The organism is Halococcus sp. AFM35 (assembly GCF_051195015.1).
Taxonomy (GTDB): domain Archaea; phylum Halobacteriota; class Halobacteria; order Halobacteriales; family Halococcaceae; genus Halococcus.
The window spans coordinates 63977-81117 of sequence record NZ_JBNTJU010000001.1 but is presented as its reverse complement, the minus strand read 5'-3'; the positions used below and the strand labels follow the sequence as shown (position 1 = coordinate 81117).

At 64.7% G+C, this 17141-nt stretch carries 19 protein-coding genes; 18 read left to right on the top strand and 1 reads right to left on the bottom strand.

Going from position 1 to position 17141, the window contains the following annotated elements; genetic code table 11:
- Genes ACQUQO_RS00480 through ACQUQO_RS00455 form a run of 6 tightly spaced genes read left to right on the top strand, consistent with a single transcriptional unit; the run spans position 1 to position 5527 of the window.
- Positions 1–294: a hypothetical protein gene (locus ACQUQO_RS00480; RefSeq protein ID WP_435075972.1), complete on the top strand. Its 294-nt coding sequence runs from the start codon at positions 1–3 to the stop codon at positions 292–294.
- A complete protein-coding gene (locus ACQUQO_RS00475; protein WP_435075971.1) occupies positions 291–860 on the top strand; it encodes a hypothetical protein in 570 nt (189 codons plus the stop codon). The genes ACQUQO_RS00480 and ACQUQO_RS00475 overlap by 4 nt, the downstream gene beginning before the upstream one ends.
- Positions 857–2428, top strand: a complete 1572-nt coding sequence (locus ACQUQO_RS00470; RefSeq protein ID WP_435075970.1) for a hypothetical protein — start codon at positions 857–859, stop codon at positions 2426–2428. The genes ACQUQO_RS00475 and ACQUQO_RS00470 overlap by 4 nt, the downstream gene beginning before the upstream one ends.
- A gap of 3 nt (positions 2429–2431) precedes the next feature.
- A complete protein-coding gene (locus tag ACQUQO_RS00465) occupies positions 2432–2662 on the top strand; it encodes a hypothetical protein (RefSeq protein ID WP_435075969.1) in 231 nt (76 codons plus the stop codon).
- Positions 2652–5279 (top strand): phage portal protein, encoded by a 2628-nt coding sequence (locus tag ACQUQO_RS00460; protein ID WP_435075968.1) that lies wholly within the window; start codon positions 2652–2654, stop codon positions 5277–5279. The genes ACQUQO_RS00465 and ACQUQO_RS00460 overlap by 11 nt, the downstream gene beginning before the upstream one ends.
- A 56-nt stretch (positions 5280–5335) precedes the next feature.
- Positions 5336–5527: a hypothetical protein gene (locus ACQUQO_RS00455; protein WP_435075967.1), complete on the top strand. Its 192-nt coding sequence runs from the start codon at positions 5336–5338 to the stop codon at positions 5525–5527.
- A gap of 34 nt (positions 5528–5561) precedes the next feature.
- Here the strand turns inward: ACQUQO_RS00455 and ACQUQO_RS00450 are convergent, their stop codons facing one another.
- Positions 5562–5732: a hypothetical protein gene (locus ACQUQO_RS00450; protein ID WP_435075966.1), complete on the bottom strand. Its 171-nt coding sequence runs from the start codon at positions 5730–5732 to the stop codon at positions 5562–5564.
- A 390-nt stretch (positions 5733–6122) separates the two neighbouring features.
- On the opposite strand from ACQUQO_RS00450, the gene ACQUQO_RS00445 reads away from it, so the two are divergent.
- From ACQUQO_RS00445 to ACQUQO_RS00390, 12 genes are all read left to right on the top strand, one after another.
- Positions 6123–7358, top strand: a complete 1236-nt coding sequence (locus ACQUQO_RS00445; RefSeq protein WP_435075965.1) for an XkdF-like putative serine protease domain-containing protein — start codon at positions 6123–6125, stop codon at positions 7356–7358.
- Entirely contained in the window at positions 7355–8530 is a 1176-nt protein-coding gene (locus ACQUQO_RS00440) for an SU10 major capsid protein (protein WP_435075964.1), read from the top strand. Before ACQUQO_RS00445 ends, ACQUQO_RS00440 begins: the two co-directional genes overlap by 4 nt.
- Before the next feature lies 1 nt (position 8531).
- Positions 8532–8690 carry a hypothetical protein gene (locus tag ACQUQO_RS00435; RefSeq protein WP_435075963.1) on the top strand — a complete coding sequence of 53 codons (159 nt, stop codon included), beginning with the start codon at positions 8532–8534 and terminating at the stop codon, positions 8688–8690.
- On the top strand, positions 8690–9166 hold the full coding sequence (locus ACQUQO_RS00430; RefSeq protein ID WP_435075962.1) for a hypothetical protein: 477 nt from the start codon (positions 8690–8692) through the stop codon (positions 9164–9166). Before ACQUQO_RS00435 ends, ACQUQO_RS00430 begins: the two co-directional genes overlap by 1 nt.
- A gap of 1 nt (position 9167) precedes the next feature.
- Positions 9168–9635 carry a hypothetical protein gene (locus ACQUQO_RS00425; protein WP_435075961.1) on the top strand — a complete coding sequence of 156 codons (468 nt, stop codon included), beginning with the start codon at positions 9168–9170 and terminating at the stop codon, positions 9633–9635.
- 76 nt (positions 9636–9711) lie between these two features.
- The gene (locus tag ACQUQO_RS00420; RefSeq protein ID WP_435075960.1) at positions 9712–10398 is read left to right on the top strand and encodes a hypothetical protein; all 687 of its coding nucleotides are present in this window, start codon (positions 9712–9714) and stop codon (positions 10396–10398) included.
- A complete protein-coding gene (locus ACQUQO_RS00415; protein WP_435075959.1) occupies positions 10398–10901 on the top strand; it encodes a hypothetical protein in 504 nt (167 codons plus the stop codon). The genes ACQUQO_RS00420 and ACQUQO_RS00415 overlap by 1 nt, the downstream gene beginning before the upstream one ends.
- On the top strand, positions 10901–11422 hold the full coding sequence (locus tag ACQUQO_RS00410) for a hypothetical protein (protein WP_435075958.1): 522 nt from the start codon (positions 10901–10903) through the stop codon (positions 11420–11422). The genes ACQUQO_RS00415 and ACQUQO_RS00410 overlap by 1 nt, the downstream gene beginning before the upstream one ends.
- Before the next feature lie 18 nt (positions 11423–11440).
- Positions 11441–11983 (top strand): hypothetical protein, encoded by a 543-nt coding sequence (locus ACQUQO_RS00405; protein ID WP_435075957.1) that lies wholly within the window; start codon positions 11441–11443, stop codon positions 11981–11983.
- The gene (locus ACQUQO_RS00400; protein ID WP_435075956.1) at positions 11983–12624 is read left to right on the top strand and encodes a hypothetical protein; all 642 of its coding nucleotides are present in this window, start codon (positions 11983–11985) and stop codon (positions 12622–12624) included. The genes ACQUQO_RS00405 and ACQUQO_RS00400 overlap by 1 nt, the downstream gene beginning before the upstream one ends.
- A 155-nt stretch (positions 12625–12779) precedes the next feature.
- Complete coding sequence (locus tag ACQUQO_RS00395) at positions 12780–16691, top strand: hypothetical protein (protein ID WP_435075955.1); 3912 nt, start codon at positions 12780–12782, stop codon at positions 16689–16691.
- The gene (locus ACQUQO_RS00390) at positions 16691–17140 is read left to right on the top strand and encodes a hypothetical protein (protein WP_435075954.1); all 450 of its coding nucleotides are present in this window, start codon (positions 16691–16693) and stop codon (positions 17138–17140) included. The genes ACQUQO_RS00395 and ACQUQO_RS00390 overlap by 1 nt, the downstream gene beginning before the upstream one ends.
- The last annotated feature ends 1 nt before the right edge of the window (position 17141 follow it).

Sequence of the window (17141 nt, the reverse complement as noted above, 5' to 3'; positions counted from 1 at the left end):
ATGATCGAGCTCCGCCCGACGGTCAAGGCACTCGGCGTGCTCGCTGGCTTCCTGCTCATCGCGTATGGCTTCGCCATCGCCGGCCTGCCGCGGTACGACACGGTCTCGAACAAGTACGCCAGCGCCATCTCCTCGGTCGGGCTCGTGCTCGTCCTGGTCGCGACGGGCGGCTTTTTCGCCGGCAGTCGGATCTCGCTCGCGCTCGAAGCGAGCGGCTACGCGGTCGGCGGCATCGGTGGGACGCTGGCGTTCCGACGCATCGCGAACAACCAACAGCGGTTCGAACAAGCATGAATCTCGACACAACGCAAAAAGACGACATCGTGGAAGCGGTCACAGGCATCGGCGGCGTATTCATCATCGGCGGCACGCTCCTGTCGGTCTACACCGGCACGCTCGGCGTGCCCGATGCGCTCGAAATCATCCTACCGATCCTCGGCGCGCTCGGGATCTACGAGAGCGGGCGGCGACGGGGGAAGAAATCGCCGCTGGTTAAGATGGCGCTCGAACAGGTCGACGCGCTCGGAGAGCAGCAGGGTATGCAGGACGCGAGCGAGAGCACATCCGCCAGCCAGGCAAGCCAGACCGACCCGCCTTCCGCCGACGAACAGAACTTTGCCAACAGCGTCACGCCGAGCGACAGCCAGACCGGAAGCACCTACGCGCAGGTCCGCGAGGCCATCGAGCGCGCGGATTATGGGACGCTCCGGCAGGTCGCCACGCTCGTCGACGGGGCGCAAGGCGCGGGCGAGGGCAACACCATCGACAAGATGCGCGAGGACCTCCGAGCGGCTGACCCTGCCGAGGTCGCGAGCGCCTTCGAGACAGTAACGAGCAACCGAACAGACGGGAGCGGATGAGCACCGCGCCCGCGCCCACCGACGACCTCGACGGCACGACCAGGACGGCGCTCTACCGCGCCACGTACGAGGATCTGCCGACGTTCGCCGACCTGATCTTCAGCCAGTCGTTCGGGCCCGACGACGAGCCGGGCGATGAGTTCACGCGCGGGTCGTGGGTACGCGAGCGGCTGGAGTTCCTCCAGTCAGGAAACAAGACGTGCGACATCGGCCCGCGGAACCACCTGAAAAGCACTGGCTTCTACATTCATGTGCTCTGGAAAATCTGGCGAGCCCGATTCAATGCGTTGCCAGACGTTGAATGGGCCGACGGGCCTGCCAGATTCGAGATGCACTACTTTTCATACAAGCAAAAGTCTGCTGGCTACCACATCGGCGAAGGCTCCGATAGCATCAAGAACCTCATTGAGCGCAACCCGTACTTCGATGGACTGGAGGACCTGAAACCGACGGCTGAGACCAAGGGGAAGTGGACGTGGGATGGCACCCACGAGATCACGCTCTCGCCACACGGGATGATGAGTCACGTTCGTGGGATTCACGCGGGCTACGTCTACGTCGACGACCCGTTCCAGGATCCCGAGAACGACCTCAATCCGACGAAGATCCTGAAGATCAACAACGTGTTCCGGGCCGGCGTCTCGTCGATCCCGAAAACCGAGCACGGCGAGGAACTCCACGTCACGACCACCCCACAGACCGAGGAGGACTTTACTTTCGACGAGTCGCTGCTGGAGGACTACGAGTACATGGTCCAGCCGGCCATCGAGGACCGTGCCACCGAGGACGTCCTCTGGCCGGAGTGGATGAGCTACGACGCGCTGATGAATCGCAAGCGCGAGATCGGCGAGAAACTGTTCAACCAGGAGTTCATGTGCTCGCCGAAGTCGAGCGAGGTCGCCTTTTTCAGCGACGAGGACCTCGGCCATCTGATCGCGCCGGAACTGCCGGACTGGGGCGCGGACCGCTCGCTCGCGACTGACGCGATGCCCACTGCGCTCCAGGACTGGCTCGCCTCGCCCGCCGTGACGGGTGTCGTCGGCGGCCACGACATCGGCAAGCGAAAGCACCCGGCCCACTGCGCGGTCTTCGCCGTCTGTCGACGCTGGTTTCCCGACGACGATGGCGTGCTCGTCGAGGAACCGGGCGGTCATCTCGTGCAGCTGCATCAGAAGTGGATGGACGGCTGGGCGTACACCCGGCAGGTCAGATACCTCCGCCGCGCCATCGATTTCTTCGGCGTGCGCACGCTCGCCTACGACGACACTCGGGGCGAGTTCGAGAGCCTCGAAGAGCAGGGCAAGCTCCCGCACGAGATGAAACCTGTCAGTCTCTCCGGCAACGCGAAAGACTCGATGGCGGGCGCTCTCGACGTGTTCGCGTCGGACGAGAGAATAGTTTTATTACCTGACGGCCGCCAGAAGAGACAACTGGGCGTCGTGACCAACGACCTCGACGCCGTCGAGACCAACGAGGGCCACGGCGAGCCGTTCACGTCCATCGGACTGGCGGCGTGGCAGGCCCAACGCGAACACTGGGGGTCGCGCGTCGGTTCACTGGAGATGTAACCAATGGATGACACAAACTCCGACGGGACTGCACACGTCCACAAACTCGACTTTGATAAAGACCTCTCCGAGCGCGGTGGCTGCATGCCGAGCTACGAGGGCGTGGACTTCAAATGCCCGAATTGTAACGCATACACCACCCTTTGGACCGCCATCAACTTCGGCGAGTGCATCGAGTGCGACATGGAGATGGCAGTCTACATCGGGTTCGGAGATGAAAACGATGGCAGATAATTCACCCATCAAGCGACTGCGCGACCGCGTGGCGAAGGGTCTCTGGAGCGGCGACGTCGTCGACGATCCGACGCACACCGACAGCGGTGTCGTTGGCTCGACCGGCTCGTCGGTCTATCACCGTAACCAAAACCAGTGGTCGCGGACGGAGGTCGGCATCTCGAAGGCCGATAACGGGATCCGTCGAGGTTCGGTTCCCGAGCATATCGAGAGTCCGATCAAGGGCCGGCCCCGGAGCTACAACCCGCTCTCGCTGCGGAAGCTCGCCAAGTCCGGTGAGGTCCAGATCAACATGAGCGCCATCCTCGGCGACCTCGAAAGCGTCCCCTGGTCGGTGGTCCCTGTCGACGAGGAGACCGACGTGCCGAGTAGCGTCCTCGACGATGCGGAGCGAGCGCTGGAGGATCCGAACCCGAACCCCGAATCGTTCAACGACATCAACTCGATGCTCGCTCGCGATCTCCTGGAGGTGGGCAACTGCGTGTCGGTCGTGAATCTCGAAGTCGACGGGCGGCGTGCCGAACCCATCCCGCTCGACCCGAACACGTTCACGGCGGACTGGGATTCTCACCGCATCCTCCAGCGGTTCTTCCAGTATCCGAGAGCGGAACAGCGCTGGGGCCAGCCCGAAGAGTTAGAGCGCGACGTCGTCATGTGGGGCGTCTTCCAGCCCACGCAGACGCGTGCGGGGATCTACGGCTACAGTCCTGTCGAGATGGTGGCTCGCTTCATCAACATCATGGGCGGGCTCGTCGACAAGGAGATCAACGAACTCGAAGAGGGGATGCCCTCCGGCCTGATCACGCTGATCGGCGACGAGTGGTCCGACCGTGATTATGACAAGTTCGAGACTTACTGGCAGGAAGAGGTCAAAGGCGAGCAGATCAAGCACCCCTACACTCGCGGCGAGGCGGATTTCGTCCCGTTCAACATGACATACAAGGAGCTACAGGTGCTCGACCGCCAGCAGTGGTACTCGAAGCTCGTCGCCGCTGCGTTCCGAACGCCAGTGAGCGAGACGGGGCTGGCTATCGGCGAGGAGATGACGCGGGCAACGGACGTCTCGATGCGCCAGAAGTACAAGCAGCGTGCGCTCGGATCGATCCTCCGGAATCTCGAAACGCTGTGGACGAACCAGTATCTCCAGCGCTGGTGGCACGAGGACATCCGCCTCAAGTTCGACCCTGGCCGAGACCTGATGGAGAAGAAGGAAATCGCCGAGACGAACAAGCTCCGGCTGGAGAACGGGACAGTGACGGTCAACGAGATTCGCGAAGAGCGCGGCGAGGACCCGGTCCCGTGGGGCGACGAGCCAGGCACGCCGGCGACGCGCGGCGGTAGTGGAAGCAGCGGAAACGGTGGTGTGCTCTCGCCGGAGGGCGAGAACCAGAACTCGCAGGGTCCGGGCGGCGAGGGCCTTCAGCAGAATCAGACACCGACACAGGACGGCGATACGGGTTTTAGCGACGGCGGCGACGGTCAGAGCGCCGCCGCATCGAAAGGCTACGACGTGGCCGACGGCTACTGGCTGCCGGGCGACGTCGACGTCGTCTCGATGAAGGCGCTCCGGAGCACCGACGACTATCGCCAATTCAGTTTCCAGCCCGGCGAGATCGAGGCGCTCCAGGAGGACGTCGAGCAGGTCTACGCCAACGCTATCGAGCGCGTCCTGAATCAGATCAAGGGCAACCAGCAGTTGCTCCGCCGACCGGCCAGTGACTCGCAGGGCAAATCGCCCGCGCAGGTGGGCGCACAGAAGAACATCCCGGCGATGATGCAGCTCATCAAAGAGGAGATCGGGATCGGTTTCGCCGAGGACGTCCGCGATGTCCTGGTCGAGCACAAGACCGAGAAGATCACCGAGGGCGAAGAGGACATTCTCACCGAGCTCCGGCAGGCTGGTCTCACCGTCGAGGACGTCGACCTCGATCAGGTGCGCGACCGCGTCGTCGAGCGTATCCAACGACGGGCGCTCCGCATCACGAAACCGATCAGCCAGCGCCTCGAGGACGACCTTCGCGAAGTGATCGAGATGGCGTGGACCGAGGGCCATCGCATCACGCGGGTCGAGGAGAACATCGAGGAACTGTCCAAGGACTGGCAGGGCTACGAGGCCGAGCGCCTCGCCCGCGACCAGCTGGGCAAAGCCGCGAAGGAGGGCCGCACCGAGTACGCCGAGGCGACTGGCGACGAAGTCGGTGGCTGGGCGCGAACGTGGATCGCCACGGGCGGGCGGTCGGGCGACGGGCGGACGCGCGACTCACACAAGCGGATGCACGGCGAGACTGTCGGCCCCGGCGAGTCGTGGCACGTGGACTATCGCCCGGACGGCGGGCCCGCATCGGTGAGCGAGAAGTTCCCTGGTGCGTCGGTGTGGGGCATCCAGTGCCGGTGTGACTTCTCGCTCTCGCCACAGACGACGGTCGCGAAGGTTCGGAAGTGGGCCGACGACCCGACCCGCCGGATGCAAGAGGTCGCCAACGAGCAGGACACGCCCATCGACGAGGTGCTGCTGGCTGCGGAACTCGGCGATGAGAGTCGAACACAGGCCCACAAGCGGCTGGGCGTTTCACGGCCGACGTACTACTCGTGGGTCAAGAAAGCAGGACTCGCGTAGTTAGTTTACTCTGTGGCATACTCTTATATTAGCCCACATACAACCTACTGGTGAGTATGACGGACGCATTCAAATGCGACGCCTGCGAGGAGTTCTTCGAGGGAATGGCAGCCTCCCGGTGGGAAATCCAGCCTCAACAGGCCCCACCGACAATATTGGAGTTCTGTGGCGAATGCAGCGAACAGATGGACGAACGGGTAGATCACGCACTGACTATGGTCGGTAACCAGCGACAATCAGGCTACTAAACTAAGCGAGAAATACGGGCAAATAGCACTCTGGCTAACTGCCGCTGGTCAGGAACATGATGTTCCGTGTGTTCTTGATGATGCTCCCGCTCGCCAGCGTGAAGAACGGGCTCATGAGGAACATGAGCAGGAAGTACGCGCTGCCGAGCATCCAGCCGACAGTCACGAACCACACGAGTCGAACCAGTCCGGTGATGAGTCCCATAGCTAACCCTACGCACGTTTGAGTGATAAAGCTACGTACTAATTCTTGGTAGCAAAGAGGGCGCGGATGGGCATCGGCGGGTCGGAGCGCCCGCAACGCCGTCGCGCCCGGCAGATACCGTCTCTCGGAAACTGTGTCGAACAGACGAACCATCGACGTATCGTCGACGGCACTCGACCGCGCTCTTTGACGCGGGTTTATCGCCTCGCTCTCCCTCTCCGAGCGGGGGAGGTGTGACGGGCCGTGTGGCCCGACTCGTGCTATGTCAGCCCACTCTAATAATGTAGTCTCGCGAGCCAACTACACACGCGCAGTCTTGTGATTTAACAAAATCTGTTAACCTCAGCGCGCTGATTACATTATAGGAACGGTAGGCCATCAGCCGGAGTAATGACAGGCCCGACGGCTGCCATTGGTGCCCCTATCGTCAGCAAGGACGCCGACGAGCAGGTCGTCACCGCGCCTGTCCTCGTGCCGGATCAGCCGGATCGAGAGCGCCACAAGTACCGTGCGGAAAACATCGCGAACGTTGCGCGGTCGTTTCTCCCGGACGGGAAGATCGACGCAATGCACGCCGGCGGCGACGTCGGCCACCCGACCGAGAGCTACGTCGCGCCGGACACGCTGCGCTTCGACGGTGCCGACCGGACCATCCCGGCTGGCACGTGGATGGTTTCGGCGAAGGTCACCGACGAGAGCGTCTGGCGTGACATCAAGGCTGGCGATCTGACGGGTGTCTCGGTGTTCGGGCCCGTGCGCGCGGTCTACGATAGTGACGGCGAGCAGCTGGACATCGAGGAGATCGCCCGCCCCGTCGGGCCCAGCACGGGAGCGGGAGCACAGCCAGAGCTCGCCAATAGTTTTGCGGACGGTGGGCCGTCGATGGAACTCCCGCCCGCGCCCGTCGGCGAGACGTGGACGGTCGAGTTCGCAGAGGCGACCCACGTCAGCATCGTCGACGACCCGGCGGTGCAGGCGGCGAGTTTTGTGGTCGCGAAGTCAGCGAGCGGCAGCGGTACCCAGGAACAACCAGTTATGGACGACGAATTTGAACAGCGGTTCGACACAATCGAAACGGCAGTAGAAAAGAGCGCCGAAGCGGCCGAATCGGCGGCCGAGTCGGCCGAAGAGGCACAGAGCGCGGCCGAAGAGGCTGTCGAGAACGCCGGCAGCGATGGCGGCGACGGTGGCGGCGACGGCGGCGGATCGGACGGTCTCGACGACGACCTCGAAACCCGCCTCGACGAGCTGGAGAGCAAGCTCGAGGACGTCGGCAGCGAAGGCGGCGACGGCGGCGACGGTGGGGAGGGCGGTAGCGACCCCGATTTCGACATCGAGGATTCGGACCTCGACGAGAGCACCATCGAAGCGCTCGCCGACGCGGGCGCTATCGACGAGGACACCGCCGAAGCGCTCGGCGCGCCGACGTCGGGTATCGAGAAGCGACTCGCGGCCATCGAGAAATCCCTCGAACAGCAGAACGGTCGGCAGGGCGCTGCCACGCAGCTCGACGCGCTCGGCGAGGACGGCGAAGAGAGCGACGGCGGTTTCGTCGGTGACGGCGACATGGCGGCTGCAGTCAAGCGTGCCGGAACCGCGGGCGGCGAAGGCGGTGAGGACGAATGAGTGATGCACTCATCGCCACGCCGAAGAGCAACACTGTCAACGCGCGCAAGGAGTTCTCGGCGGCGTTCGGCGACATCCCTGACGGCACCGTCATCTCGGACCCGCTCGGCGCGATCACTGGTGAAGAGGGCTACGACGCCCGGCCGGAGCTGGAGAAAGCGTATCAGAGCGAGTACCGCGCGCTCGATGAACTCATGCAGGACGGTGCGAGCCTCCGCGGGGCGATGGCCCAGGTCGCCGCGGCGAAGGGCCTCAACATCGCCGACTATCAGCTCCCGACCTACCCGCTGAACGACCTGACGTGGCTCGCCGACCGGAACACGCCGGCGTGGGACATGCTGCCGAAACTGGCTCGGAACAGCAACACCGTCGAGCAGGACTCGGTGACGGAGCTCTCCCAGCCATCGATCGGTGGCGAGCGCGACGTCCCGGACGACTCGGACCTCACCACGCAGCCGAAAACGCAGTCGATGACGTACTACCGGGTCACCGGCTCGGTGAGCGGTCCGATGAACCTCGCGTCGGCGGGCTTCCGCAACGCGATGGGCGTCGAGCAGCGGGCGAAGTCGACCGCGATGGCACACTTCGGCGAGAACCTCGTCCTGAACGGCGCACCCACCAACGGCACTACCGACGGCTCGATCAACGACGAGCGCGCCTACAAGGGGATGCGTACGCTCGCGACGGACAACGGGCGCGACCACGAACCCGACGCCGGCGCTGGCTCGACGATCACGCCGGAGATGGTCCGCGAGAACGTCCGCCGGACGGTCGAAGAGGGCGGCAACCTCGGAACGACGGTCTCGTTCGCGGACCTGAAGACCATCACTGACCTCAAGAACGCGCTCGACGACCACGACCCGGTCATGATCGAGGGTGGGCCGACGGGCACCATCAACCTCGGCGCGCAGTCGGTGATGATCGACGGCCATCGGCTGGTCCACTCGGACTACATGCCGAACACGGCGTACGATGCGTCGGCGAACCCCGACGGCCGCCAGCTGCTCACCGTCGACATGCGCTTCCACGCGGTCCACGACCTCGCGTCGACGATGATGGAGACCCTCGCGAAGACCGAGGACGCCGACCGCTTCTTCCTGAAGCGCTACAGCACGATGCTCCAGGACGCGGGCGCCCACGAGTACACGTCGCTGCTCACGGGGCTGGCCTAAGATGACGTTCAGCTACGAACCCGACGAACACGGCAACGGGTTCCTCGTACTCACCGAGAGCCGGACCAACGTCCGCACGAACATCGACGACCACGACATCAACGACCTTCGTCGGATTATCGAGCACTACGAGGAAGATAACGGGGAGGTCGAAGGCTGATGGCCGTCGACGGCGTCAAGGGCTATCTCCCGCCGGAGGGCCCGGCCCACGGCGTTCCGTATCGCTGGATTCCGGGCCAGGAGTCGCACAAGATCGGCAACGCGGTCGTCGACTCGCCGGAGAGTCTGATCCTTACGGCGAACCAGACCGCCCAGCGCAACTGCGAGCGCTCGAACCTCGAAGAGGTCACCGACGAGGCCGTCGAGCAAGCACTCGAAGCCGTCCTCGAAGGCGAGGACAGCGAGGTCGCCGACATCGTCGCCGACTATCGCGCCGGCAACGACGACGTCGCCGCGCCCCAGTCCGAGCGCCCGGACATCCCGAACGACGACGAGCTCGAAGCGATGGAGTACCGCGCCGACGACGACACGGTCGACCTGCAGGACCTCGCGCAGTCCTACGGTATCACCGCGAACCAGTCGGCCGATGAGCTGATCGCCGCGCTCGGCGAGGTCCGCGATCAGGAGGGCGAGTAGCATGGCGGCGGGGGAAGGCGCGGAACTCACGGAACGGCCGGCTCCAGCGGAGACGCGGTGTCCCGAGTGCGGATCCGAGCCGACAGAGGAGTCCAAACGCGACAGGCACCTCTCGAATCTCGGCTACCTCCATCAGGACGTCCGTCTGCGCTGTTCGGCCGACGACTGCGATGGGCTCTGGGTCGCCGGGATGCCCATCGGCGAGTTCGACCGGCCGGAGCTGGCCGCAGACATGCAGTGTGGTGCCTGCGAGAGCGACCTGCCGATGCTCGTCCACCGCGTGCGGATGCGCGGCGTCGGCGGCCACGACATCGGCCTCGACCTGAAGTGTCCGAACCCGGAGTGCTACCGCTTCGAGCAGGTCGGCCGCGACCTCGACAAGGAGGGCGTCGCGCTCGTCGGCTATCCGGAGATCACGGGCCAGACCGAGGGCGCTGATCCCTACGGCTGGCAGGAGGACGGCGACTGATGCCGGAGTTCGATGAGAAGGCGCGCGTGTCCGAGACCTCCGACGAGGACCCGCGCGAGAGCGGGGGGTCGGCGTAGTGCCGACGACCTCGTCGGGCGAGACGGTGTACGCTGACCCCGACGAGCTACAGCAGTACGTCCAAACCAGCCCGGAGAGCCTCGGCCTCTCGACGACGGCCGACGTCAACTCCGACGGCGTCTCGGACTGGCAGAACTTCCTCGAATCGCTCCAGACCAAAGCGAAGGGCCGCATCGACGACTACTGCCGGCGCGACTTCGAGGACCACCCGAACGACACGGTGGTTCTCGATGGCGGCGGCAAGGGCGTGCTCTATCTGCCGGATCCGATCCGCGACGTGTCGGAGGTCCGCATCGACGGCGACCACGTCGACGCCGACGACTACCACGCGAAACTCTCCGGCGCGCTCATCTACACGGCCGGCGCGAGCAGTCCGTCCCGCGGCCACTACGGCAACGAGGACGGCCCGTACACGCGCTCGCGCACGCGACGGGATGGTCGCTGGCCGGACGGCTACGGCAACGTCGCGGTCGACCTCACCCACGGCTACGAGCGCCCGCCCGAAGCGGTCCGCGAGGCCGAGATGAAACTCGTCGACCACACGCTCGTCGGGATGAGTCAGAAACGCGAGGGGATGGTCGTCCAAGCCGACTCCTACGAGATGGCAGTCAACATCCCCGTCGCGTGGAACTCCGAGGTCGCGGGGATGCTCAAGCCGCACCGCTCGGTGGAGGTGGGTAACTGATGCCGGGCGGCTCGGTCCGCGTCGATCTGGAGTTCGCCGACGAACTGCGCGAAGGCGCGGAGGAGTTCCACAACTTGGCCGAGGAGATGCCCGGCCACGCCCGCGCGATCAAGCGCGCCATCGGCGAGGACCTCGTCGGTGGCCTCAAGCGCGAGATCCCCACCAACACCGGCCGGGCGAAGGGAACGATTCGCGTCGTCGAGAGCGGTGGCGGCGGCACGCGCGTGGTCGCCGGCGGTCGGAACGGCGTCGACTACATCCTCCCGCTGCTGGAGGGGTCGGCACCGCACGCGCCCGGCTCGTCGGATCCGAGCGAGAACAAGGCGCTCGCTCGGTGGGCGCGCCGGAACAACTACCCCGGCGGGTTCGACAGCATCTACTGGAGTATCGCCCGCCACGGGACGGAAGCTCACGACTTCGTGAGCGAACCGTTGCGGGAGACTCAGTCCGACTCGGCGGACATCGCCGAGCAAGTGCTTCGCAATCGGGGGGCGTTCGACTGATGGCAAGCGACGTCAACCCGATGGAGCACCCGCCCGGCACCGGTCAGAGCGCGGAGCCGCTCGACTGGTCCGCGTGGTACGCCGAGACGCTCGACGCGCTCGTCGCGCAGATCGGAGCGGCCAGCATCCAGTGGGGCACCGATCCCGACGGCGAGCAGTACATCATCGAGGGTCAGCAGCGCCCGGCCGGCGTCGAGTATCCGCTCGCGATGATCCTGGAGTTCCGCAAGGTCCGCGACGACGCCGCATCGGACCGCGACGAGGAACTCTACGACATCAACGCGAACGTCTCGGTGTTCGACCGCGACGACCCGCGCGACTACGACTCGAACCTCCGGAAGACCGTCGGCCAGATGGGTGCGGTGCAGTCGGCGCTGTACGACGACCGGAGCCTCGGCGGGACGTGCGAGTATCTGTACGTCGAGGAGACGACGGCCTTCGAGTTAGAGACCGAGCGGACCGGCGAGACGGTCGGTAGCATCGATCTGCGCATCAAGAAGGAAGCGAAGCATCCGTACTAACAGGAGATAGACATATCCATGACATCCACAGTAGTCGAAGAAAACCAGCGCATCGTCGGTGACATCATCGTCATCGAGACCACGGACGACGCCACTGCGACCGCCCCGACGTGGACGGCCGTCGGTAGCACAACTGACTCGATAGAGCTCTCGCCGAACGCCGAGATGGGCGACGCTCGCGAACACGGCGAGTTCGTCCTGCAGAAGGATCCGGTGAGCGAGGCGTGGGAGATCGCGCTCTCGGCGAACATGCTCTCGGGGCCCGCACAACTGCAGGCGCTCGGTCTGCTGACCGACGACTTCCACGTGCGCGGGGCCTACGACCCCGGCCGGACGAGCAACGAGGCGTTCCGGATCACGGTGTACGCCGATCAGGCGGCCTACGACGCGGGCAACTTCAAGGCACAGATCGGGGCCAGCAACTACGTCGCCGCGCACGACGGCGGCGAGATCAACGTCGACGACTACTCGACGATCTCGGTCGTCTTCCACCTCCGCCAGCGTCCGGTCCGCATCGGTCTCGGCGGCACGCTCGGTAGCGGCGGAGGCGGTGGTGCCTGATGAGCGCCTCCGCTAACAGCGGCAGCGAGGGGCTACCCGAGCACTCCCAGGACCGCGAGTCGTGGGACGAACTCGGCAACCCCGAACAGCAGGACACGCTCGTCGAGGCGATGCAGGAGCGTGCGCTCGATGGCAGCGGCGATGCGGACGTCCCGGATTGGGACGACTACGACGAGCCGACGAAGTCCGAGACGCTCGCGGCCATCGAGCAGTCGCTCGAAGACACCTGGACCGTCGAGGCCTTCGAAGGGGTCGAGAACAAGCGTACGATCCCGGTCGAGGTCTACGAGCTCACCGGCGACCAGGAGGAAGAGATGAACGAGAAGGCCGAGGTGATCTCTCGGGTCAGCCAGCTCAGCGAGAGCGACGACATCGACGACGTCGACGACCTCCGCGAAGAGATGGGCGAGGACGCCGACGAGCTGTTCGAATCGCTCGAAGACGCCGAAACGTGGCTGTTCGAGTTCCTCGGCGAGATCTCCGAAGACCCCACTCTCAGCGCCGACTGGTGGCGTGATACCAGCAACTACCCGGCCGGGTTGCACAGCGAAGTGTTCTCGGAGATCTTCGTCCGCCACCAGGAACAGCAGCAAGCGGCCCAATCCTTTCGCGAGAAGCGACTTGGGGGCCGCTCTCGGTGAAACCTGCCGTGCGTACGGACGCTTCCCGCACGAACTCGCGGAACTCCCGCCGGCCGAACGACAGTTCGTGCTCGTGGAGTTCGGCGAGCGCCTCGACGAGCGCAGTGAACAGTCCGGTCAGCTACAGTCCAAACTAAACGGAATTTAAATACACAATGGCTGGTGGCGAGGTCCTCGCGAACATCATCCTCAGCGGTGACGAGAGCGCCGCCCGTGGATTCGAGGACGTCGGCGACGAGATGGAAGGCAGCGCCGCCAGCGCTGGTATCTTCTCGGCCGCCTTATCGCGCGTTGCCGACGGACTCTCCGATACGATCACACCGGCCCGGCTGTCGGCGTCGGCTATCGACGAGACGGGCGACGAGGCTCAGGAGGCCGGGATGCAAGCCGCCGGTGCATCCGGCGGTGCCGGCCTACTCTCGACGGCGCTACTCGGAATGGGCACCGCTGGAGCACTCGCCTCGTCGAGTCTGTCGGGCGTCGCCCTCAGCATCGGCGCCGTGACGCTCGCGCTCGCGCCTCTGCTACCGGCGCTCTCGCTCGCGGCAGGGGCGGTCGGGGGTCTCGCGATGGCATTCGGGGCGATCCTCGGCAGTGGCCTGCTCGCGTTCAACGAGCGCACGAAGGGTCTGAAAAAGACACTCGCCGATTTGCAGTCCGAACTGAAGCCGCTGATTGTTTCGTTCGGTTCACAATTCATCCCACTGATACGTGACGCGCTGAACGCAGTGGTCCCGTTCGTCAAATCGCTGCTCGACGCGACCGGCAATTTAACACCGTTCACGAACGCGCTGCGAGCGCTCGGCGGTGCGGCATTCACGATCATCCCGAAGGTGGTCTCGCTGTTCATGTCGGTCGCTCGAAAAGCGCTGCCGGCGATGACGAAACTCGGGAATTTCATCGCGACGAATCTCGTGCCAGCGCTGTCGGCGCTGTTTCAGGCCGGGCGAAACGCTGCCGGCCCGGTCGCACGTCTCGGGATGGCGCTGTTCGATCTGCTGGGGTCGCTCGCGCCAGTGGCCGGCCTGATCGGCCGTGTGGCGCTGCAGGCGTATGATCTCGCCACCGGCTTCGTCAAGGCGGGTGCGTCGCTGACGACCGGTCTCCTCTCAGGGATCGCGACGGCCGTTCGCACGCTCACGCGCTGGGGGCAGACGATCATGTCCGTCGCCGTGCCGGCAATCATGACGCTCTCGAAGGCGTGGCAGGGTCAGGGCGGCCGCATCCTCTCGGTCGCGATCGGCATGTTCCGGGCTATCGGCGAGCGGCTGCTCCCAACGTTCAGCCAGTTGGGCCGAACCGCTGGTGGCGTGATCGCGAAGATTGCGGCATTCTGGAACACGCACGGCTCGTCGATCCTGTCGATGATCCGGCTCGTCTCGCGGAATCTGTCGGAAGGACTTATCCAGGCGATGGCAATGGTTGCCTCGGCCGTCCAGGGGGATCTCCTGCAGGCCAAAACCGCATTTCATGATTTCAAGGCCGCTGTCCTGAACGTCTGGCGGTTGCTGTGGCCGCAGGTCAAACGCCTCGCCGTTGCTGGACTCACGGCAGCGTGGAACTGGGTCAAAGGGCCGGGCCTCTCGATGGCGAAAAGCGCCATCTCGGCACTCGCGTCGGGCGCTCTCGCAGCGCTCCAGTTCACCCGCGAACAGATCGTGCCCCGAATCAGGACCGGGCTCTCGATGGCATGGTCGTGGATCCGCGGCCCCGGCGTCTCACTCGCAAAGCAGGCGTTCGGCTTCTTAGCGACACAGGCGCTCGCAGCGCTCGAATTTGGCCGCGAGCAGATCATCCCCGCAGTCCGCACCGGCCTGTCGATGGCTTGGGACTGGGTGCGTGGTCCCGGTGTCTCGCTGGCGAAACAGGCGCTCGAGTTCCTGGCGACACAAGCACTCGCGGCGCTCGAGTTCACCCGCGAGCAGATCGTGCCGAAGATCAAGACTGGCCTCGGAATGGCGTGGACGTGGATCCGAGGGCCGGGCGTCAATCTCGCGACGTCGGCGCTTTCGTTCCTGGTCACGCAGCTGCTCGGTGCCTGGGAGTTCGTCCGTCAGGACGTCGTCCCGCCGATCAAGACCGGGCTGGGGATGGCATGGACGTGGTTGCGGAGTAACGGCGTCTCGCTCGCGAAGAGCGCCCTCTCCTTTTTGGTCACACAGGCGCTGACCGCGTGGGAGTTCGTCCGTCAAGACGTCGTTCCGCCGATCAAGAGCGGTCTCGGCAAGGCGTGGTCGTGGCTCAAAAACAACGGTGTCTCGCTCGCCAAAACGGCACTCGGTGCAGTTGTCGACGGCGCGCTCACCGTCTGGAAGTTCACCCGCCAGCAGATCGTTCCCCCAGTCAAGACCGCGCTCTCGAAGGCGTGGTCGTGGCTCAAAGGTAGCGGTGTCTCACTGGCAAAAGGAGCGTTCGGGGCGGTTGTCGACGGCGCACTCACAGCGTGGAAGTGGACGCGGCAGAACATCGTCCCGCCGGTCAAGAAGGGACTGGGCCGTGCATGGAAGTGGATCCGGAGCAGCGGTGTCTCGCTCGCGAAGGGTGCACTCTCGTTCCTCGCTACGCAGGCAGCGAACGGGCTGAATCAATTCAAGCAGGACATCCTTCCGAAGATCACGTCCGGCATCGACGGGGTCGTTCGCTGGATCAAAAACAAGGGTCTCTCGCTGTTCAAGGGCGGATTCAGAACCATCGGCCGGAACATCGGTCCGGCAGTGACGTTCATCATCGACACCGCTGTCGATCTCGTCAAGAACGGCATCCCGCGCATCCGGCGCTGGCTCGCAAATAACGGCGTCTCGATCATCAAGAAAGGGTTCAAGGCCATCGGCAGTGGGATCCGTTCACTCATCCTCGGGATGTTCGCCATCGCGGGGATCGTCGGGCAAGCCGTCGTCTCAACCATCAACGGCATCGGCGACTGGCTCTCCTCTGGCGGCGCGACGAAGCTCAAGAACTCCTTTATCGACATCGTGACAGGTATCGCGTCGTACCTGAAAAACGATGCTCTCGGCGACCTCGTCGGAGCAGTGGAGCTCATCATCGAAGGGATCTTCGCCGCCTTCGAGGGACTCTACCAGGGTCTTATTGGCGGCAGTCTCATCCCTGACCTGATCTCCGACATCACGAGTGCGTTCACCAGTTGGGACATCGTCGGCACGATCACGCGGATCCTCGATTCGGCATGGCAGGAGTTCACGAATTTCGCCACTGACTCGCTGAAAGAAGTCACGACGCTGGTCAGCGACATCACGACGGAGTTCAGCGTGTGGGGCATCGCATCCACAGTCTGGAGCACGCTCTCGTCGGCGGTGACGAAGTTCGTCAACTTCGCGGGTGATGCGCTCTCCGAGGCAACCGGCCTGATCTCCGACATCAACTCGAAGTTCAACGCCTGGTCGCTCGCTCAGGTCGCGTGGAACGTGCTCTCTTCGGTCGTGACTGAGTTCGGAAACTTCGCCGGCGACATCATCGGGGGCAGTGGGGCCGTCATCAACGGACTCATCTCCGACATCGACTCTTACATCCGCAACGACGCCAAATCCGACCTCGTCGGGGCCTTCGAAGCGGTCGGTCGTGGAATCGAGACGGCCTTCGGCAACGCTGCCGACTGGGCGATCTCGGCGTTCAACGACACGATGCCCGATAGCATCTCCGTGCCGCAGGTCACCATCGGCGGCGGTGGCGTCAATATCCCGAGTGTGACGGTCGCCGGCAAGACCATCGGCGGCGGGCGGCTCTCGATTCCGAGCGCGACCGTCGGCGGCCAGTCCTTCGACATCCCACAGCTGGCGGCCGGCGGGATCGCGACCGGCCCGACGCTCGCACAGATCGGGGAGGGCCGCGAGGACGAGGCGATCCTCCCACTATCGCGCCTCGAAGGGATGCTCGCGATGGGCTCCGGCGACAGCATCGACGAGCGCAAGCTCGGGCAGGCGATTGCCGAGCACATCGACCTCGCGCCGGAGGTCGCGCTTGAGTTGTTCCTCGACCGCTCGCGGATGACCGACTCGCTGCTCGATGAGATTGACGAACGCCAGACACGGCACTCGGGAGGGCGTAGCTGATGAATGTGCACGCTGACGCATGGCGCATCGGCGGCGTGCCGGTCTCGTGGATCGAGGGCAACCAGCCCGCGCCCGTCCGTGGCGAGAGCGGCACCTATGAACTCCGGCTCGTCGCCGACGGTCGCGGCGATCACGTCGCTCGTTATCAGGCGATCATGGACTGGCAGGTCCACGCCGGCGAGTTCGATATGTACGACACGATCTCAGGCCCACCGATGTTCCGCGAGCAGCACGAGCGCGAGCCGCTGCTCGTGGCGGTCGAACCAGCCAGCGACGACCCGACCGGCCGCGGCCTGTGGGGGCTCGTCGAGAACGTCGATGACTCGACCGAAGTCCCACAGCGCAAGTGTTTCGTCTCGGTGGACGTCCTCCACCTCGCACCGCTTGGCGACTACGCTGACAAACAGGCCGTCCGGCAGGCGCTCGAAGCCGACGGTCCCGCACCATAAC